At 60.4% G+C, this 17,327-nt stretch carries 11 protein-coding genes and 2 pseudogenes; 12 read left to right on the top strand and 1 reads right to left on the bottom strand.

Going from position 1 to position 17,327, the window contains the following annotated elements:
- Window positions 1-24: 24 nt before the first annotated feature.
- Both AC3Y64_RS12905 and AC3Y64_RS12900 read left to right on the top strand, forming a co-directional pair.
- Window positions 25-1,326 (top strand): phenylacetate--CoA ligase family protein, encoded by a 1,302-nt coding sequence (locus AC3Y64_RS12905; RefSeq protein WP_489987757.1) that lies wholly within the window; start codon window positions 25-27, stop codon window positions 1,324-1,326.
- Window positions 1,314-2,225 carry a GNAT family N-acetyltransferase gene (locus AC3Y64_RS12900; protein ID WP_489987756.1) on the top strand — a complete coding sequence of 304 codons (912 nt, stop codon included), beginning with the start codon at window positions 1,314-1,316 and terminating at the stop codon, window positions 2,223-2,225. Before AC3Y64_RS12905 ends, AC3Y64_RS12900 begins: the two co-directional genes overlap by 13 nt.
- Before the next feature lie 40 nt (window positions 2,226-2,265).
- On the opposite strand, the gene AC3Y64_RS12895 is transcribed toward AC3Y64_RS12900, so the two are convergent.
- Window positions 2,266-2,793: a hypothetical protein gene (locus AC3Y64_RS12895; protein ID WP_489987755.1), complete on the bottom strand. Its 528-nt coding sequence runs from the start codon at window positions 2,791-2,793 to the stop codon at window positions 2,266-2,268.
- 382 nt (window positions 2,794-3,175) lie between these two features.
- Here AC3Y64_RS12895 and AC3Y64_RS12890 point away from each other — a divergent pair.
- The 10 genes and pseudogenes from AC3Y64_RS12890 to AC3Y64_RS12845 form a co-directional block, all read left to right on the top strand.
- Window positions 3,176-4,306, top strand: a pseudogene (locus AC3Y64_RS12890) (HAMP domain-containing protein); the annotation flags it as partial.
- 333 nt (window positions 4,307-4,639) lie between these two features.
- Window positions 4,640-5,167, top strand: a pseudogene (locus AC3Y64_RS12885) (methyl-accepting chemotaxis protein); the annotation flags it as partial.
- Window positions 5,168-5,492: 325 nt separating this feature from the next.
- Window positions 5,493-5,939, top strand: a complete 447-nt coding sequence (locus AC3Y64_RS12880; protein ID WP_489987754.1) for a DUF411 domain-containing protein — start codon at window positions 5,493-5,495, stop codon at window positions 5,937-5,939.
- The gene (locus tag AC3Y64_RS12875; protein ID WP_489987753.1) at window positions 5,939-6,373 is read left to right on the top strand and encodes a YqaA family protein; all 435 of its coding nucleotides are present in this window, start codon (window positions 5,939-5,941) and stop codon (window positions 6,371-6,373) included. The genes AC3Y64_RS12880 and AC3Y64_RS12875 overlap by 1 nt, the downstream gene beginning before the upstream one ends.
- A gap of 89 nt (window positions 6,374-6,462) precedes the next feature.
- Window positions 6,463-7,509, top strand: coding sequence for an alpha/beta fold hydrolase (locus AC3Y64_RS12870; protein WP_489987752.1), 1,047 nt, complete (start codon window positions 6,463-6,465; stop codon window positions 7,507-7,509).
- 13 nt (window positions 7,510-7,522) lie between these two features.
- Entirely contained in the window at window positions 7,523-8,476 is a 954-nt protein-coding gene (locus AC3Y64_RS12865) for a D-2-hydroxyacid dehydrogenase family protein (protein WP_489987751.1), read from the top strand.
- 604 nt (window positions 8,477-9,080) lie between these two features.
- Window positions 9,081-10,667 (top strand): glycogen synthase GlgA, encoded by a 1,587-nt coding sequence (glgA, locus tag AC3Y64_RS12860; protein WP_489987750.1) that lies wholly within the window; start codon window positions 9,081-9,083, stop codon window positions 10,665-10,667.
- A gap of 14 nt (window positions 10,668-10,681) precedes the next feature.
- Window positions 10,682-12,484: a malto-oligosyltrehalose trehalohydrolase gene (treZ, locus tag AC3Y64_RS12855; protein ID WP_489987749.1), complete on the top strand. Its 1,803-nt coding sequence runs from the start codon at window positions 10,682-10,684 to the stop codon at window positions 12,482-12,484.
- Window positions 12,481-14,559, top strand: a complete 2,079-nt coding sequence (malQ, locus tag AC3Y64_RS12850; RefSeq protein ID WP_489987748.1) for a 4-alpha-glucanotransferase — start codon at window positions 12,481-12,483, stop codon at window positions 14,557-14,559. The genes treZ and malQ overlap by 4 nt, the downstream gene beginning before the upstream one ends.
- Entirely contained in the window at window positions 14,556-17,324 is a 2,769-nt protein-coding gene (locus AC3Y64_RS12845; protein WP_489987747.1) for a malto-oligosyltrehalose synthase, read from the top strand. Before malQ ends, AC3Y64_RS12845 begins: the two co-directional genes overlap by 4 nt.
- Window positions 17,325-17,327 lie beyond the last annotated feature (3 nt).

The raw sequence follows: 17,327 nt of genomic DNA, 5'->3' as shown, positions 1-17,327 counted from the left end.
CGCCCGCCTCTCAGGAGAGAACCTTTGAACACTTCCCCAGCACTCAATAACCTCATCGCCTTTGCGCGGCAGCATTCCGAGTATTACGCCAGGCACTTGCACGGGGTTGCCCCCGACGTTTCCATACTCAGTGAACTTCCCGTGGTGGATCCTCAGCAATACTGGCAAACCAGCCAGAACCTCGAACAATGGCCGGTGCTGACAACAGTTGTCGGCCCCGCGCTGGTGTTCAAAACCGGTGGCACCACCAGCGCCGGCAGGCTTTCAGTGTTCACCCGCGAGGAGTGGCAGACACTGGTGAAAGACTTCGGCAGTCAGCTGACGTCGCAACTCGATCCGGGTGATCGCGTCGCCAATCTGTTCTTCGTCGGTGACCTGTACGCCAGTTTCATTTTCATCCACGACGCCTTGGCACATGAAACGGCCGGCGTGACCGAATACCCGTTCACCGGGCATGTCGACTCAAGCGTCCTTGCCGACTCGATTGTTCAACACCGGATCAACGTGCTCGCGGGTGTACCCGCGCATTTACTCAGTTTTGCCGATTGGCTCCACAGCCATTCGCGCGTCCTCGAGGGTGTCGACACGCTGCTCTATGGCGGTGAGAGTCTGTTCGCGCCGCAACTGCAACAGTTACACCGGGTGTTCCCCAATGCCCGGTTCGCCTCCATCGGTTATGCCAGTGTCGACGCCGGTTTTATTGGCGCCACGGCGCGCGACTGTGCCCTGGGTGAACACCGCATGCTCGAACGCCACAGCGTGCTGGAGATCCTTGATGAGCAAACCGGCGAAGTGATCGACGCTTGCGGAGTCACCGGACGGTTAGTGGTCACCAATCTGACGCGGCGATTGATGCCGTTGATTCGCTATCCGGTTGGTGACCGCGCCTGCTGGCGAGAGCCCGCAAGCGCGCCGGCGCGCAAATTCGCCTTGCAGGGACGCTGCGCAAACAGCTCGCGGGTGAGGGTTGCCAGCCTGACCTTGATGACCGACGACATTGCCGCGATCGTGCAACGCATCACGGGCAGTGACGACTGGCAACTGGTCATCGAACAGGCAGGCAACCGCGATGTCCTGACCCTCAAATGGCGGGTCGATATCACGACTGCCGACGCTCGTTCAATCAGCGCGGCATTGCGCGCGGCGCTGATCGAGCATCAGCCGCAGATCGCGCAACTCGCTGCAGAGCATCGGCTCGACCTGCTCGTAGACGGCTGTAGCGCAGCGGATCTCGCCTGCCACCCGCGCTCCGGCAAGCGCCAACGCGTACGGGACCTGCGTGGTTATGATGCGCCCAGCCTGGAGCAACGCCCATGGACGAGGTGACGCTACGAAGTTATCGCCCTACCGACGCGACGGCAGTCAGTCGGCTGTTCCGGGCCATTTACGGGGATCACTACGTTCAACCGCATGTTTATCTGCCCTTGATGATCAATCAGAATCATTGCGACGGTCGCTGGCATTCGCTGGTAGCCGTGGCGGGCAGCACAATGCTCGGGCATGCGACATTGTTCAGAAATAAAGGGATGCACATTGCAGAACTGGCATTGAGCGTGGTCCATCCAGCCACTCGCGGACAGAACATCGCCACGCAATTGGGCCGGCAATTGTTGATACACGCACAGGCCTTGAGTTGCCGTGGCGTGGCGATCAAACAAGTGACGCAACACCTTTACACGCAACGCATGGCCGACCGGTTGGGTTTCGTCAGCACCGGGCTGATGCTCGACTATGTGCCTTCACCCTTCGGCGAGCCTCTGCCGGAATCAATCGTTATCGGTTACACCGCAATCGACAGTTATCAGCGGCCGCTGCCGGCACTGGAATGGCCCGAGAGCTGCCACGGTTTCATGCAGCATTTATGCAGTGTGTTCGGGACACAGGAAAAGGACACTCGCTGGACCGGGCCGTCGCTGGTGTTCGAACAGCATGCGGGGCGCCACGACGTTTATCTGAAAAAACTCGACAACCGCTTGCTGAAACAATTGCAACGGTTGCCCAGGCACTGGACGGTGTCCATCAGGCTCAGACTCGCCCACGGCTTTGCCGGCGCACTGAACAAGCTGGCAAGCATCGGATTCGCATTTACCGGTATTGCCCCGGATGAAGGGGGTGAAGGCTGGCTGGCGTTGTTCCACCGCGGCTATCGGCGGCGCTCACTGACGCTGCATTGTCCGCATATGCAACGGCTACACGATCAGGCCCAGTGCAGTGCACTTGAATAAAAAGTGGCCCGTTCCAGATGGAACGGGCCACTTTGTCAATTCAGGCCTTGGCCTTCACGCCCTTGTCCGTCGGTATCGGCGCATTGCCTTCACCGTAGAGTTTCAGGTTCTGCAGGACATAAATGGCTTTTTTGAATTCCGGAATCAGATTCTTCCCGTAAGCATTGCCATTGAGCCCATTGGTCTGAATGGCATCTAGCTGAGTCGCGAAATATTCCAGGGCGTTGAAGCGCGCGTCGGGGTCTTTCTGCACGCCGAAACGGTCGAACTTTTCGCCTGCATTGAGCAGCGTGAAAGAGGTGACCTCGGAAATCAAGCCACGCTCACGAAGGAACACGCTCAGCTTGCCCATTTGTTTGACCGACACATCGGCGGGGTTGAAACCTTTGATCTGCTTGCGCAAACCCTGTTTGTCCATCTCCGCCGTGTTCAGTGCATTCGGATCATTACCGACCGTGGTTAGCATCTGCTGCACTTTGACGCTTTGCGCGACCTGTTTCTTGGCTCCGGTATTGCGCACCAGGACGCCGGCCTTGCTTTCCCACGCACCGGTATAGCCGATAGTCATGAGAGAAGTCCCTGAGAAATGCCCATGAAAAGATCCTTGTTCAGCGTTTTCAATGGGCGCGAGTATCGGTCGGCAAACTGATGGCACCAATCTATTTCTGCACTTTTTTACAAATTCCGTACATTTGCGATACAAACCGGTATCCCCCCGTAAAGACTGGGCCAGAGCGCTTTCCAATCCTTCTGATCATCAGGCCAATCACTCTAACGAACGAGCTGGTTAGTTTGAATGTACCTGGCTTGTTACACACCCTTCGTCGCGCCGTTTCCTTTTAGAACGAAAGTACCTAAAGGTTCTCTTTTACTCGACGATAAGCTGGTGACACCCGCACTGTTCCGCCCCCCGCCCCCTAATAAGAAACGCTGCTCAAGGACCGGTTTCCATGCCCGCATTCCGCACCATTCAGGCTCGCTACACCTTGTTTCTGGTTCTGTTCATCCTGCTGCTGTCGGTTCTGACCGTGGTCGGTATCAGCCAGTTGGTCGCTCCCAAATTGCGGCAAACCGAAGAGCAGGTCGTGCTCAACCGCATCGCCGAAGTCGCCGAGCAGATTCAGGGCGAACTGAACAAGGTTCAGTCCCAGCAACGCAGCATCACCCAGACCATCCCGCTGCTGGACAGTGCAGCCATCGACACGGTGCTGCCGGGATTGGTGGATCAGTACGGTGAACTCAAGGTGTTCGGCGGCGGGATCTGGCCGCTGCCGGGCCAACGCGAGGCCGGGCGCAACAAATTCAGTACGTTCTGGCATCGCGATGCCTCGGGCAAACTCGCCGTGAACACGTTCTGGAACAGTGACGCCGCACCCAATTACTACGACCAGAGCTGGTACAAGGGCGGCATGGCCACCCCGCGTGGTCAGTGCGCCTGGGCGGCGGCCTATAAGGACGACGCCAGCGCCGAACCGCGCACCAACTGCGCCATGGCGATCCAGAAAAACGGCTCGGCGTGGGGCGTGTCGACCATCGACGTGACCCTTGGCTTCTTCAATGACCTGGTTGCACGCAAGGAAAAAGACCTCAACGCCGAAATGCTGATCGTCGAGGCTGACGGCAAGATCATCAGCAACAGTTCGCGCATCAGCGGGCCGATCGTGTTGAAAAACATCAGTGATCTGGCCAGCACCTCGACGTTTGCCAGCCAGGTGAAAACCGGTCTGCAAAACCGCGATCAGGCGCAACGAGTCGAATTCGACAACCACGGCGAAGCCAGCACCTTCTTCATGCGCCCGATCGAGGGCACGCCGTGGTTCCTCGCCACCGCCCTGCCGACCAAAATGCTCACTGCCCAACGCGACGATGTGTTGAGCAGCCTGAGCCTGTTGCAGATTCCATTGGTGATTCTGCTGGTGTTGTTGCAGGTCTACGCAATCCGCCAGTTGGTGCAACGCATGAAGGCGTTGAAAGCCAACATCGATTCGTTGTCCAGCGGTGATGCCGACCTGACCCGGCGCATCACCATTCGGGCCGAAGACGAACTGGGCGCCATTGGCCATTCGATCAACACCTTCATCGCCTACCTGCAAAACATGATCGGCGAAGTCACCCAGGCCACCGGCGCCATGGCCTCGAGCCTCGACAACCTGCAACGCACCTCGGCGCACACCAGCCAGATTCTGTTGCGCCATGCCTCGGAAACCGATCAGACCGTTACCGCCATCACCGAAATGAGTTCGACCGCAGAAAGCGTGGCGCAGAACGCTGCTGAAACCGCTGCGTTCACCCAGCGCGCCAACGAAAACGCCGACCGTTCGCGGGTGGTGGTCGGTGAAGCCACCAACAGCGTGGTCGCGTTGATCGATGAAGTCGCCAGCGCCACCCATAAAGTTGAAAACATGCAACAGGACGCGCAGCGCATTACCGAGATTCTCGGTGTTATCGGTGCCATTGCCGGCCAGACCAACCTGCTCGCACTCAATGCCGCCATCGAAGCCGCCCGTGCCGGTGAACAAGGACGAGGTTTTGCCGTGGTGGCGGACGAAGTCCGTGCGCTCGCCGCACGTACCCAGGCCAGCACATCGGAGATCAACGAAATGCTGAGCCGCCTGACCCAAGGCGTCAGCTCTTCGGTCAGCGCCATGGAAAACACCCAGGCGAGCTGCAAATCCGCCGCCGACGCCACCGCCCGGGTCAACACCGGCCTCGATGAAATGGCCGGTTCGGTCAGCCACATCAACAGCCTGAGCACGCAAATCGCTACCGCCGCCGAGCAACAAAGCGCGGTGACCGAAGAGATCAACCGCAGCATGGTGCAGATCCGCCACATGGTTGATGAACTGGTGCAAAGCGGCCAGGCCAGCGAACTCAACACACGGCAATTGCTTGAAGCCAATAGTCGCGTGAGTGCAATCATGGGGCGTTTCAAGGTTCGCTGATTCTTTGAGGCAACCTCGTACCAGCAGACAACTCCTCCTGTGGGAGCTGGCTTGCCAGCGATAGCGGTGCATCAGGTAAAACAGTTTCACCTGACCGGGCCCCATCGCTGGCAAACCAGCTCCCACAGGATTCAGCGGTGTTCACAGAATCAGCGGACGACCTCCTGACACATTTGTCATCTCGCACTCAGTCAATTGTCAGCCGTGATCTACGATCATCCTGCCAGTCCTCCCTGTAGCAACTGGAAACACTCCGTTGATGCCGGGTAGGAAAAACCGGTCAAAATGCGTTCTTTTTGATCGCCATCCGAGTCGAGAGCCCGTTATGCGAACCCACCTGCGTCTGCTCGCCTTGAGCGCCCTGTTCATCTCTTCCCTGGCTCAGGCCGCCGACCTGATCCCGATCGAAGTCCACCGCGATGCCAATTGCGGTTGCTGCAAAAAGTGGATCAGCCACCTCGAAGCCAATGGTTTCAAGGTCGAAGACCACGTCGAAAGCGACATGAGCAGCTTCAAACAGCAACACGGCGTGCCACCGCGTCTGGCGTCGTGTCACACCGCAATCATCAACGGCAAATTCGTTGAAGGCCACGTACCCGCCGATCAGGTGCTGGCCTTGAGCAAACGCAACGATCTGCTCGGCGTCGCGGCACCGGGCATGCCGATGGGCTCGCCGGGGATGGAGATGGACGGCATGAGCGATGCCTATCAAGTGATCGGCCTGAAGAAGGACGGCAGTGGCGTGGTGGTGGCGGATTACCCGGCCCATTGATGGGCGCGGCTTATTTCGGGCTGTTCTTTGCTGCGTTCGGCGCGGCGACCTTGTTGCCGTTGCAGTCCGAAGCGTTGCTGGTCGGTTTGATCGTCAGCGACCGTTATTGGCTGTGGGGTTTGCTGGCGGTGGCAACACTGGGCAACGTCCTCGGTTCGCTGGTCAATTGGTGGCTGGGCCGCGGGATCGAACGGTTTCAGGATCGACGCTGGTTTCCGGTCAGTCCGCGGCACATGGCCTTGGCGCGCAAACACTATGAACGCTACGGGCATTGGTCACTGCTGCTCAGTTGGCTGCCGGTGATCGGCGATCCGCTGACGTTGATTGCGGGGGTCATGCGTGAACCACTCGGGCGCTTCCTGTTGATCGTCACCCTCGCCAAAGGCGCACGTTATGCCGTGGTGGCCCTGTTGACGCTCGGCTGGCTAGGTTGAACGATCAGGCGCAGCGATTGCCTGTGTTTAACGTCGACGTAATCCAGCCGCACCAGCATCAGTCCAATTTTGAAATGGAGTTTGTCCTTATGCCCGTCCCTGTTTCCCGTTGGTTGCCCGGCCTGGTGCTCAGCGCCGCCCTGCCGCTGCTTGCTCACGCGGCAACCGATACCGCGCCCGCCGAAGGCCCGGCGTACGGCCCGGAGCTGCAAGGTTTCGAATACCCTTACACCCTCAAACATTTCGCCTTCCAGTCCCAGGGCAAGTCCCTGCAGATGGGTTACATGGACTTCGCCGCGCATGGCAAAGCCAATGGCCGCACCGTGGTGCTCATGCACGGCAAGAATTTCTGCGGCGCGACCTGGGACAGCTCGATCAAGGCCCTGAGCGAAGCCGGTTATCGCGTGGTTGCGCCGGATCAGATCGGATTCTGCACCTCGAGCAAACCCGACAATTATCAGTACAGCTTCCAGCAGCTTGCGACCAACACGCAGCAACTGCTCAAAGCACTGGGCATTCAGAAAGCCACCCTGCTCGGCCACTCCACCGGCGGCATGCTCGCCACCCGCTATGCGTTGTTGTTCCCGGAACAGGTCGATCAACTGGCGCTGGTCAACCCGATCGGCCTGGAAGACTGGAAGGCCCTCGGTGTGCCCTATCGCACGGTGGACCAGTGGTATCAGCGCGAGCTGAAAGTCAGCGCCCAGGGTATTCGCGAATACGAGCGCACCACCTATTACGACGGTCGCTGGAAGCCTGAATTCGATCGTTGGGTCGACATGCTCGCCGGTCTGAGCAAGGGCCCGGGCAAGACCCAAGTCGCATGGAATTCGGCGCTTATCTACGACATGATTTTCACCCAGCCGGTGTACTACGAGTTCAAGGACTTGAAGATGCCGACGCTGTTGCTGATCGGCACCTCCGACACCACCGCCATCGGCAAGGACCTCGCGCCACCGGAGGTGAAGGCGAAGATCGGCCACTATGAAGTGCTCGGCAAACAAGTGGCCAAGCTGATCCCGCAGTCGACGCTGGTGGAATTCCCCGGCATGGGCCACGCGCCGCAAATGGAAGAACCGGCGCAGTTCCATCAGGCTCTGCTTGGCTGGCTGAGCAAATCCAATCCCGTTCCTTGATGAGGTAAGGCTGATGGCGGTGCAGATTGCAGTAATCGATGACTGGCAGGACGTCGCCCGCGACGTGGTCGACTGGTCAGCCCTCGATAGCCTCGGTGACGTGACTTTTGTCCATGACTACCCGGCGGACAACGCCGAACTGGCCGAGCGCCTGGGCCGGTATCAGGTGATTTGCGTGATGCGCGAGCGCACGCGGTTCGATGAAGACCTGCTCAAGCGTTTGCCCAACCTGAAACTGCTGGTGACCGGCGGCATGCGCAACGCGGCGCTGGACATGCAGGCGGCAGCCGGTCTGGGCATCCAGGTCTGCGGCACGGACAGCTACAAGCACGCGGCACCGGAACTGACCTGGGCGCTGATCATGGCGGCCACGCGTAATCTGGTAAATGAGGCCAATGCCTTGCGCGCGGGTCAGTGGCAGCAAGGCCTGGGCGGTGATTTGCACGGTCGCACGCTGGGCATCCTCGGCCTCGGCAGCATCGGCCAGAAAGTTGCGCAGTTCGGGCAGGTGTTTGGCATGCGGGTGATCGCCTGGAGTGAAAACCTTACCGCTGAACGGGCCGAACAGGCCGGCGTGACGTATGTCAGCAAGCAGGAACTGTTCGAGCAGGCCGATGTGTTGTCGGTGCACCTGGTGCTCAGCGAGCGCAGTCGCGGGCTGGTCGATGCGCAGGCGCTGGCCTGGATGAAACCGACGGCACTGCTGGTGAATACCGCGCGCGGGCCGATCGTTGACGAAGCGGCGTTGATCAAGGCATTGCAGAAACAACAGATCGCCGGCGCGGCGCTGGACGTATTCGAGCAGGAGCCGTTGCCGGCCATGCACCCGTTTCGCACACTCGACAATGTGTTGGCGACGCCGCATGTGGGGTATGTCAGTCGGCAGAACTACGAGCAGTTCTTTTCGCAGATGATCGAGGATATTCAGGCTTGGGCGGCGGGGAGTCCGATTCGGCTGATGAACTGAGATATTTCATGATTGCGGTGGTGTTTCGGCCATCGCCATCGCTAGCAGGGCTAGCTCCCACAGGGGATTTTGCAACGATCAATATCCAATGTAGACGCTAGCGCTGCTGGCGATGTGGCTTTAACTGTCATCCCATCAACAAACTGTTCGCACCACAACAGTGCGAGCGCCCTCCTCGCTAGCACAAAATCGTGACCGCCCGGTCACCGTTTTGGCCCTTCCCCTACAAAAAACCTGCACTTCGTCGGTGCGATTGCCTCGAAAGTCCGGGGTTTCCGTTAACGGCAAACCGATTGTCGAACAATTTACCCATTTGCTCTGGCCCGCTCTAGGATCTGGCCTAGACTGGTTTTTTCGGGGTAAGACCTGCCGGTCACATTGGCGAAAAAAAGTCGAAACTTTTGCGCAGAGCGGCGGGTCATCTGAAAGGCAGGGCCGAAGCGACTGGTGCAATCCTTGCAACAGCCCAATCACCCATTCTGCTTGCGCGTGTTGGGTAGCGTTTGCTCACCGATGCGTGGCGCGTTTGCGCCCGGCCACAGGATTTGGCCACGGACATCGCTTGTTAAAGACAAGAATCAGATCAACAACACGGGAGAGTCATATGATCAGTGCGGCATTGGATATTCAGGGAGAGCGTGCTCAACAGTCGATTGGCGAATCGAGCACCGTCAGCGTTCCCGGCAGCCGACAGATCAACGTCCCCGGCACCAAGACGCTGACTCCAGTAGCGAGCCAGAATCCCAACAAGAAGAAAGTGTTGTTTGTCACCTCGGAAATCGCCGACCTGGTCAAGACCGGCGGCCTCGGTGACGTTTCGGCTGCTCTGCCCCGCGCGATGGCGCATCTGCACGATGTGCGCGTGTTGATCCCCGGTTACCCGCAAGTGATGCACAGCGAGAACCCGATCCACATCATCGGTGAACTCGGCGGCCACGCTGCACTGCCACCGTGCAAGATCGGCCGTATGGACATGCCGGACGGCCTGGTGATCTACGTGTTGATCTGCCCTGAACTCTACGAGCGCGAAGGTTCGCCTTACGGCGCCAACAACGGCCGCGACTGGCCGGACAACCACATCCGCTTCGCCCGCCTCGGTCTGGCCGCTGCCGACATCGCCGCCAACCTCGCGCAAATCCACTGGTGCCCGGATCTGGTGCACGCCCATGACTGGCCGGCCGGTCTGGCCCCGGCTTATATGCACTGGCGCGGGCAGCGCACGCCGACGCTGTTCACCATTCACAACCTTGCGTATCAAGGTGTGACCAGCCTCGGTTCCTGCCCGGAGCTGGGTATTCCCAACCATGCCCTGCAACAGGAAGGCATGGAGTTTTACGGCAAGATGTCGTTCCTCAAGGCCGGCATGGCCTATTCGAGCCACATCACGACGGTCAGCGCGACGTATGCGCAAGAAATCACCACCCCGGATTTCGGCTGCGGCCTAGACGGCTTTCTCGCCGCCAAGACCCAGCAAGGCTTGCTCAGCGGTATCCCTAACGGTATCGATGAGAGCTGGGACGCTGCCACTGACCCGCACCTGTTTGCGCCGTTCGCCATTGGCGATTGGGAAGGCAAAGCCGTCAACGCCGCCCATGTCCGCGAGCTGTTCGAACTGAATGATTCCGAAGGTCCGCTGTTCGCGGTGGTATCGCGTCTGGTGTACCAGAAAGGTCTCGACCTGACCCAAGCGGTGTCCGAGTACATCGTGGAGAACGGCGGCCAGATCGCGATCATCGGTCGCGGTGAGCCGGAAGAAGAGCAAGCCATGCGTGATCTGGCGCTGCGCTTCCCCGGTCAGATCGGTGTGCGCATCGGCTTCAATGAAACCGACGCCCGCCGCATGTTCGCCGGCAGCGACTTCCTGCTGATGCCGTCGCGTTATGAGCCTTGCGGCTTGAGTCAGATGTACGCCCAGCGTTTCGGCTCGCTACCGGTCGCACGCAACACCGGCGGCTTGGCCGACACCATTGAAAACGGTATCACCGGGTTCCTCTTCGACGAATCCACCGCCGAAAGCTATCAAGAAGCCCTGAGCCGTGCGTTCAAGGTCTTCGCTTATCCTGAACTGCTCAATGCCATGCGTTGCCGGGCAATGGCCGCGCCGTTCAACTGGTGCAAAGCCGTTGAACCGTACGCCGAACTCTACGAACAACTGGTGGCCAAGGCCTTGGGTAAAGCGATTCACAAGTAACAGGGAGGTCAGCAATGCCGTTACGGTCTACTGAAATCTGGCCACACGGCGCGATCATGCTGGATGCCGAGCACACGCAATTTGCGTTGTGGGCGCCGGATGCGTTTTACGTCAGCGTCGAACTCGCCAACGGCGAGTCTCTGCCGATGCTGCCTCAGGCAGATGGCTGGTTCGTGATCAAGGCCCGCTGTCCGGCGGGCACGCGTTACCGCTACAACATCGACGGCGAACTGGAGGTGCCCGACCCGGCCTCCAGGGCGCAGGACGGCGACCTCAACCGCCACAGCGTGGTGGTTGATCCACACGCCTATCAATGGCGCCACAGTGCCTGGCACGGTCGGCCGTGGAGCGAAGCGGTGATCTACGAGTTGCACGTCGGTGCACTCGGCGGCTTCGCTGAAGTCGAACAGCATCTGGCGCGCCTCGCCGGCCTTGGTATTACCGCCATCGAACTGATGCCGCTGGCGCAGTTCCCCGGTGATCGCAATTGGGGCTATGACGGTGTTTTGCCCTACGCGCCGCAAGCCTCCTACGGCACCCCGGAACAACTTAAGCACCTGATCGACAGCGCCCACGGCCACGGCCTGGCGGTGATTCTCGACGTGGTCTACAACCACTTCGGCCCCGACGGCAATTACCTGCATCGTTACGCCAAAGGCTTTTTCCGCGAGGACAAACACACGCCGTGGGGCGCGGCGATCGATTTTCGCCGCGACGAAGTGCGCGAGTTCTTCATCGAAAACGCGCTGATGTGGTTGCTCGAATACCGCTTCGACGGTTTGCGCCTCGACGCGGTGCATGCCATCGAAGACCCGGATTTCCTCACAGAGATGGCCCAGCGCATCCGCGCACAGATCGACCCGAGCCGTCATGTCTGGCTGACCGTGGAAAACGAACTCAACCAGTCGAGCCTGCTGGAATACGACTACGACGCGCAATGGAACGACGACGGCCATAACGCCCTGCACGTCCTGCTCACCGGCGAAACCGACGCCTATTACGCCGACTACGCCGCGCAACCCACCGAACAATTGGTGCGCTGCCTGAGTCAGGGCTTTGTCTTCCAGGGCCACATCACCCGCCACGGCGAACCGCGCGGCGAGCCCAGCGAACACTTGCCGTCTACGGCGTTTGTGCTGTTCCTGCAAAACCACGATCAGATCGGCAACCGTGCGTTCGGCGAACGCTTGCATCATCTGGCCGATCCGCGCGCGGTGCAGGCCGCGACCGTGCTGTTGCTTCTTTCACCGATGATTCCGCTGATGTTCATGGGCGACGAATTTGCCGCCGAGCAACCGTTCCTGTTTTTCACCAGCCATCACGGCGAATTGGCCGAACTGGTGCGTGAGGGTCGCCGCAATGAATTCGCTGCGTTCAGCGCTTTCACCGACCCGCACAAGCGTGAGCAGATTCCTGATCCGAATGGCGAAAAAACCTTCCACGATTCACAGCCAAGGCTGATCGGCAATGGCAGCGTAAAACAGCAGGAAACCCTCGCGCTGTACCAGAAGCTCCTGCAATTTCGCCATCAATACATCATTCCCCATCTGTCCGGCACCCAGGCACTGGGTGCGCACATGCTCGGTTATGGTGCGGTCAGCGCGCGCTGGCGTCTGGGCAATGGCAGTGAGCTGCGAATTGACCTGAACCTCAGCGACACGCCAGTGGTCAACCCTGCACAGACCGAGGCTGTGTGGTTGTTTCAGCAGCCACCCACCGCCGATCTATCGGAATCGGGCGAACTGCCCGCGTATTGCGCGCTTGTCAGCCTCACGGCCGCAACCCCTTTGCAACCTCTGGATGGAGAGCGCCTATGAGCGATGCGCAACTGGAAATTCTTGCCAGCCGAGCCGGCCTCGCCGTCGACTGGATCGACGCCAACGGGCGTCAGCAGAAAGTCGCCCCGGCGGTGCTGCGCAATGTCCTCATCGGGCTTGGCCACCCGGCGAGCACGGCGCAGGAAATCGACGCCAGCCTGCTGGAACTGCAAGCGGTGCAACAAGACCGCCATCTGCCGCCGCTGCTGACCAGCGATGTCGGCGTCGGCGTTGATCTGGCGCGATACTTCGCCCCGGAAACTCCGTGCGAAATCCACCTTGAGGACGGTTCGCGACTCAACCTCAAACTCGATAGCGAGGCGGTACTCCCCGGGCTGATTCCGGTCGGCTACCAACAAGTACACATCGCCGATCAATATTTCACCCTGGCCGTGGCGCCGGAGCGCTGCTTCAGTGTCGGCGATGCCGTGGACAATCCGATCCCGCGCGCGTGGGGCCTGAGCGTGCAACTGTATTCATTGCGCCGCCCTGGCGATGGCGGCTTCGGCGACACCCAAGCGCTGGAAGAGCTGGCGCGCGTGGCCGGTGAACGCGGCGCCGAGGCCTTGGCGATCAGCCCGTTGCACGCGATGTTCAGCGCCGACACCGGGCGCTACAGCCCTTATTCACCGTCCAGTCGCTTGTTTCTCAATTCCCTGTACGCCGCCCCCGGCGCGATCCTCGGCGAACGTGCATTGCGTGACGCCATCGACGCGACAGGTCTGGCCGAACAGTTCGCCCAACTCGAAGACCTCAAGCTGATCGACTGGCCAAGTGCAGCCGATGCCAAACAGAAACTCCTGCAGGCCTTGTACGAGGGCTTTATCGCGGGTGATCACCCGTTGCATCCAGACTTCGCCAGTTTCCGCCATGCCGGTGGCGAAGCACTGGAAAACCATTGCCGCTTTGAAGCGATCCAGGAGATGCGCGCCGCCCGTGGCGAGAACCTCGATTGGCGCCACTGGCCGGAACACTGGCACGACCCGCGCGGTGCGGCACTCGAGGCGTTTGCCGAAGAATATGCCGAGCGCATCGGCTACTTTGCATTCTGCCAATGGCTGATCCACCGTTGCCTCGAACGTGCGCAAACCGCCGCTCGCAGCGCGGGCATGGGCATTGGCCTGATTGCTGATCTGGCGGTTGGCGCCGATGGTGCCGGCAGTCAGGCCTGGAGTTTTCAGGATGAATTGCTCGCCTCGCTCACGGTCGGTGCGCCGCCGGACATTCTCAACCGCTCCGGGCAAGGCTGGGGGATTTCCGCGTTCTCGCCGGAAGGTCTGATCCGCAATGGCTTCCGTGCCTTCATCGACATGCTGCGCGCCAACTTCGCCCATGCCGGCGGTTTGCGCATCGACCATGTGATGGGCCTGCAACGCCTGTGGGTGATTCCCAATGGCGCGGCGCCTGCCGATGGCGCTTATCTGTATTACCCGGTCGACGACCTGCTGCGTTTGCTCACCCTCGAATCCCATCGCCACCAAGCCATCGTCCTCGGCGAAGACCTCGGCACCGTACCCGACGGCCTGCGTGAAAAACTCATCGCGCGCTCGATGCTCGGCATGCGCGTGCTGCTGTTCGAACAGGACAACACCCATTTCAAACCGATCCTCGACTGGCCGGACAATGCACTGGCGACCACCAGCACCCACGATCTGCCGACGCTCAACGGCTGGTGGCATGGGCGCGACATCGACTGGAATGCACGCCTGGGTTTTGTCGATGCCAACGGTGAAATCGAATGGCGCCAGCATCGCCAGCGTGAACGCGAAGGCTTGCGCAGTGCCTTGAGTCAGGACCCGCAGAACTTCCGCGAGGAATCCCACGAGGCCGATCAAGTGGTCGATGCCGCCGTGCGTTTCCTCGGTCACACCCGTGCGCCGCTGGTGCTGCTGCCACTGGAAGACGCGCTGGGCATCAACGAACAAGCGAATTTCCCCGGAACCATCGACACTCACCCGAACTGGTCGCGGCGGTTGCCCGGCACCAGCGAAGCGTTGCTGGATGACGCCGATGCGGCGCGCCGTTTGGAATTACTCGCCTGTGCAAGGCTTCAGGCTGCCGAGCGTGACCAATGAACCAAACGCTTATCCAGCCGCTGCGCGCGACCTTGCGCCTGCAATTCCATAAAGGTTTCACCCTCGAACAAGCGGTGCCGCTGGTGCCGTATTTCGCCCAATTGGGCATCAGCCACATCTACGCCTCGCCGCTGCTGGCCGCGCGATCGGGTTCAATGCACGGCTACGACGTGGTCGACCCGACCCAAGTCAACCCGGAACTCGGCGGCGAAACGGCGCTGCGCCATCTGGTCAGCACACTGCGCGAACACAACATGGGGCTGATCCTCGACATCGTCTCCAATCACATGGCCGTCGGCGGCAACGACAATCCGTGGTGGCTGGACCTGCTGGAATGGGGACGACTGAGCCCCTACGGCGAGTTCTTCGACATTCAGTGGCACTCGCCCGACCCGTTGATGGAAGGTCAGTTGCTGCTGCCGTTCCTTGGCAGCGACTACGGCGTCGCGTTGCAGGACGCCACGCTGCAACTGCGCTTCAATCCGCAGACCGGGAGCTTTTACGTCGAGCACTACGACCATCATTTCCCGATCTGCCCGAGCGACTACGGCGAGATCCTCAAGCACGAAGAAACGCTGAAGCCGCTTGCCGACCGCTTCAGCACGCTCAGCTATCAATCCGATGCGCACTCGCTGGCAATGCCGCTGAAGGAAGCACTGCGCGACTCGGCGAAGGATCCGCAGGTGCTCCAGGCGATCGAAAGCAACCTGAAGCACTTCGACTCGACCACCGAAGCAGGCTTCGACGCGCTACATCAGTTGCTGGAGCGCCAAAGCTATCGCCTCGCCAGTTGGCGCACGGCGGCGGATGACATCAACTGGCGGCGTTTTTTCGACATCAATGAACTCGGCGGTCTGCGAGTTGAACGTCCGGCGGTATTCGAGGCCACCCACGGCAAAATCTTCCAGCTGATTGAAGAAGGTCTGGTCGACGGTTTGCGCATCGACCACATTGACGGCCTCGCCGACCCGCGCGGCTACTGCCGCAAATTGCGCCGGCGCGTGGATTCGCTGGCACCGGGACGGCACTTGCCGATCTATGTCGAGAAGATCCTTGGAGCTGGCGAAACCTTGCATCGCGATTGGTCGGTGGACGGCACCACCGGTTATGAATTCATGAATCAGTTGTCGCTGCTGCAACACGATCCCGATGGCGAATATGTCCTCGGCGACTTGTGGCAACGGCGCACCGAACGCCCGGCGGCGTTTATCGAAGAAGCACAACTGGCACGTCAGCAAATCCTCAACGGCTCGCTGGCCAGCGATTGCGAAAGCGTCGCCCAAGCCTTGCTGCAAGTGGCTCGCGATGACTTGATGACCCGCGACCTGACGCTCGGTGCGATCCGCCGGGTGTTGCAGGCGTTGATCGTGCACTTCCCGGTCTACCGCACTTACATCAGCGCCATGGGCCGTTCGGCGCAGGACGAGGGGTTTTTCCAGCAGGCCATGGACGGTGCCCGGCAAACCTTGGGCGAAGCCGACTGGCCGGTGCTCGATTGCGTCGCCGCCTGGCTCGGTGGCACGCCGTGGCGGCGCAAACCGCGCGGTCGCTCGCGCAAGATCCTCAAGCATGCCTGCGTGCGTTTTCAGCAACTGACTTCGCCCGCCGCCGCCAAAGCCGTCGAAGACACTGCGCTGTATCGTTCGGCGGTGCTGCTGTCGCGCAATGACGTCGGCTACAACACCGAGCAGTTCAGCGCCCCGGTCAGCGACTTCCATGAGGTCAACCAGCAGCGCTTCGCCGAGTTCCCGGACAACCTGCTGGCCACCGCCACCCACGATCACAAACGTGGCGAAGACACCCGTGCGCGGCTCGCCGTGCTCAGCGAACGCAGTCACTGGTACGCCGAGCAGATCGAACTGTGGCGCGCCCTCGCCCGCCCTGTGCGCAGTGATGACCAACAGCCGTCGAGCGGCGATGAACTGATCCTCTATCAAGCCTTGCTCGGCAGTTGGCCGCTGGATTTGCGCGATGACGATCAGGCCGGGTTCGCCGACTACGCCAAACGCATCTGGCAGTGGCAACAGAAAGCCCTGCGTGAAGCCAAGCTGCAAAGCAGCTGGAGCGCACCGAACGAAGCCTATGAAAACGCCGCGCAAGCGTTCACCGAAAAACTGCTCACCGGCGAAGAAGGCGAACTGCTGCGCGCCGCGCTGAGCAAGACCGTCAACAGCATCGCTGCGGCTGGCGCGCTCAACGGCTTGGCGCAAACCTTGCTGCGCATGACCGTGCCGGGGGTGCCGGATCTGTATCAGGGCAATGAGTATTGGGATTTCAGCCTGGTCGATCCGGACAATCGCCGGCCGGTGGATTACGCCGCCCGTGAGCAGGCACTGCACGAGGCACTGCCGATTGCACAGCTGCTGCCGGACTGGCGTGACGGGCGCATCAAGCAAGTCTTGATCGCCGCTGTGCTGAACCTGCGCCTTGAACACGCCGAGCTGTTTCGGCGTGGCACTTACCAGCCTTTGGAGGTGCTGGGCAATCAGGCGCACAACGTGCTCGCGTTTGCCCGCGAACACGAGGGGAAACAGGCCATCGTGATCGTGCCGATCCGTTGCGCCACGCTGCTGGAAAACAGTGCTGTACCTCAGGTGGATGCGCTGCGCTGGGGCGATACGCGAGTGGTTTTACCGTTCGCCGCCTCTGACACAAACCTGAAGGGACTTTTTTCAACTGCAGCAGTCACAAAAAACAGGGAGCTGAATATCAGCGACGCGCTGGGGGATGTCCCGGTCAATCTCTTTATCCAACACTTAACGTAAGCA

This window comes from Pseudomonas sp. 4CAES_32.4 (assembly GCF_058136335.1).
This window is presented reverse-complemented; position numbering and strand designations above follow the sequence as displayed.

What these genes read in the sequence shown, in the direction of transcription:
- AC3Y64_RS12865 (WP_489987751.1), top strand. Translation starts at nt 7,523, where the DNA reads ATGGCGGTGCAGATTGCAGTAATCGATGACTGGCAGGACGTCGCCCGC.
- AC3Y64_RS12900 (WP_489987756.1), top strand. Translation starts at nt 1,314, where the DNA reads ATGGACGAGGTGACGCTACGAAGTTATCGCCCTACCGACGCGACGGCA.
- AC3Y64_RS12880 (WP_489987754.1), top strand. Translation starts at nt 5,493, where the DNA reads ATGCGAACCCACCTGCGTCTGCTCGCCTTGAGCGCCCTGTTCATCTCT.
- malQ (WP_489987748.1), top strand. Translation starts at nt 12,481, where the DNA reads ATGAGCGATGCGCAACTGGAAATTCTTGCCAGCCGAGCCGGCCTCGCC.
- AC3Y64_RS12895 (WP_489987755.1), bottom strand. Translation starts at nt 2,793, where the DNA reads ATGACTATCGGCTATACCGGTGCGTGGGAAAGCAAGGCCGGCGTCCTG.
- AC3Y64_RS12875 (WP_489987753.1), top strand. Translation starts at nt 5,939, where the DNA reads ATGGGCGCGGCTTATTTCGGGCTGTTCTTTGCTGCGTTCGGCGCGGCG.
- AC3Y64_RS12870 (WP_489987752.1), top strand. Translation starts at nt 6,463, where the DNA reads ATGCCCGTCCCTGTTTCCCGTTGGTTGCCCGGCCTGGTGCTCAGCGCC.
- glgA (WP_489987750.1), top strand. Translation starts at nt 9,081, where the DNA reads ATGATCAGTGCGGCATTGGATATTCAGGGAGAGCGTGCTCAACAGTCG.
- AC3Y64_RS12845 (WP_489987747.1), top strand. Translation starts at nt 14,556, where the DNA reads ATGAACCAAACGCTTATCCAGCCGCTGCGCGCGACCTTGCGCCTGCAA.
- treZ (WP_489987749.1), top strand. Translation starts at nt 10,682, where the DNA reads ATGCCGTTACGGTCTACTGAAATCTGGCCACACGGCGCGATCATGCTG.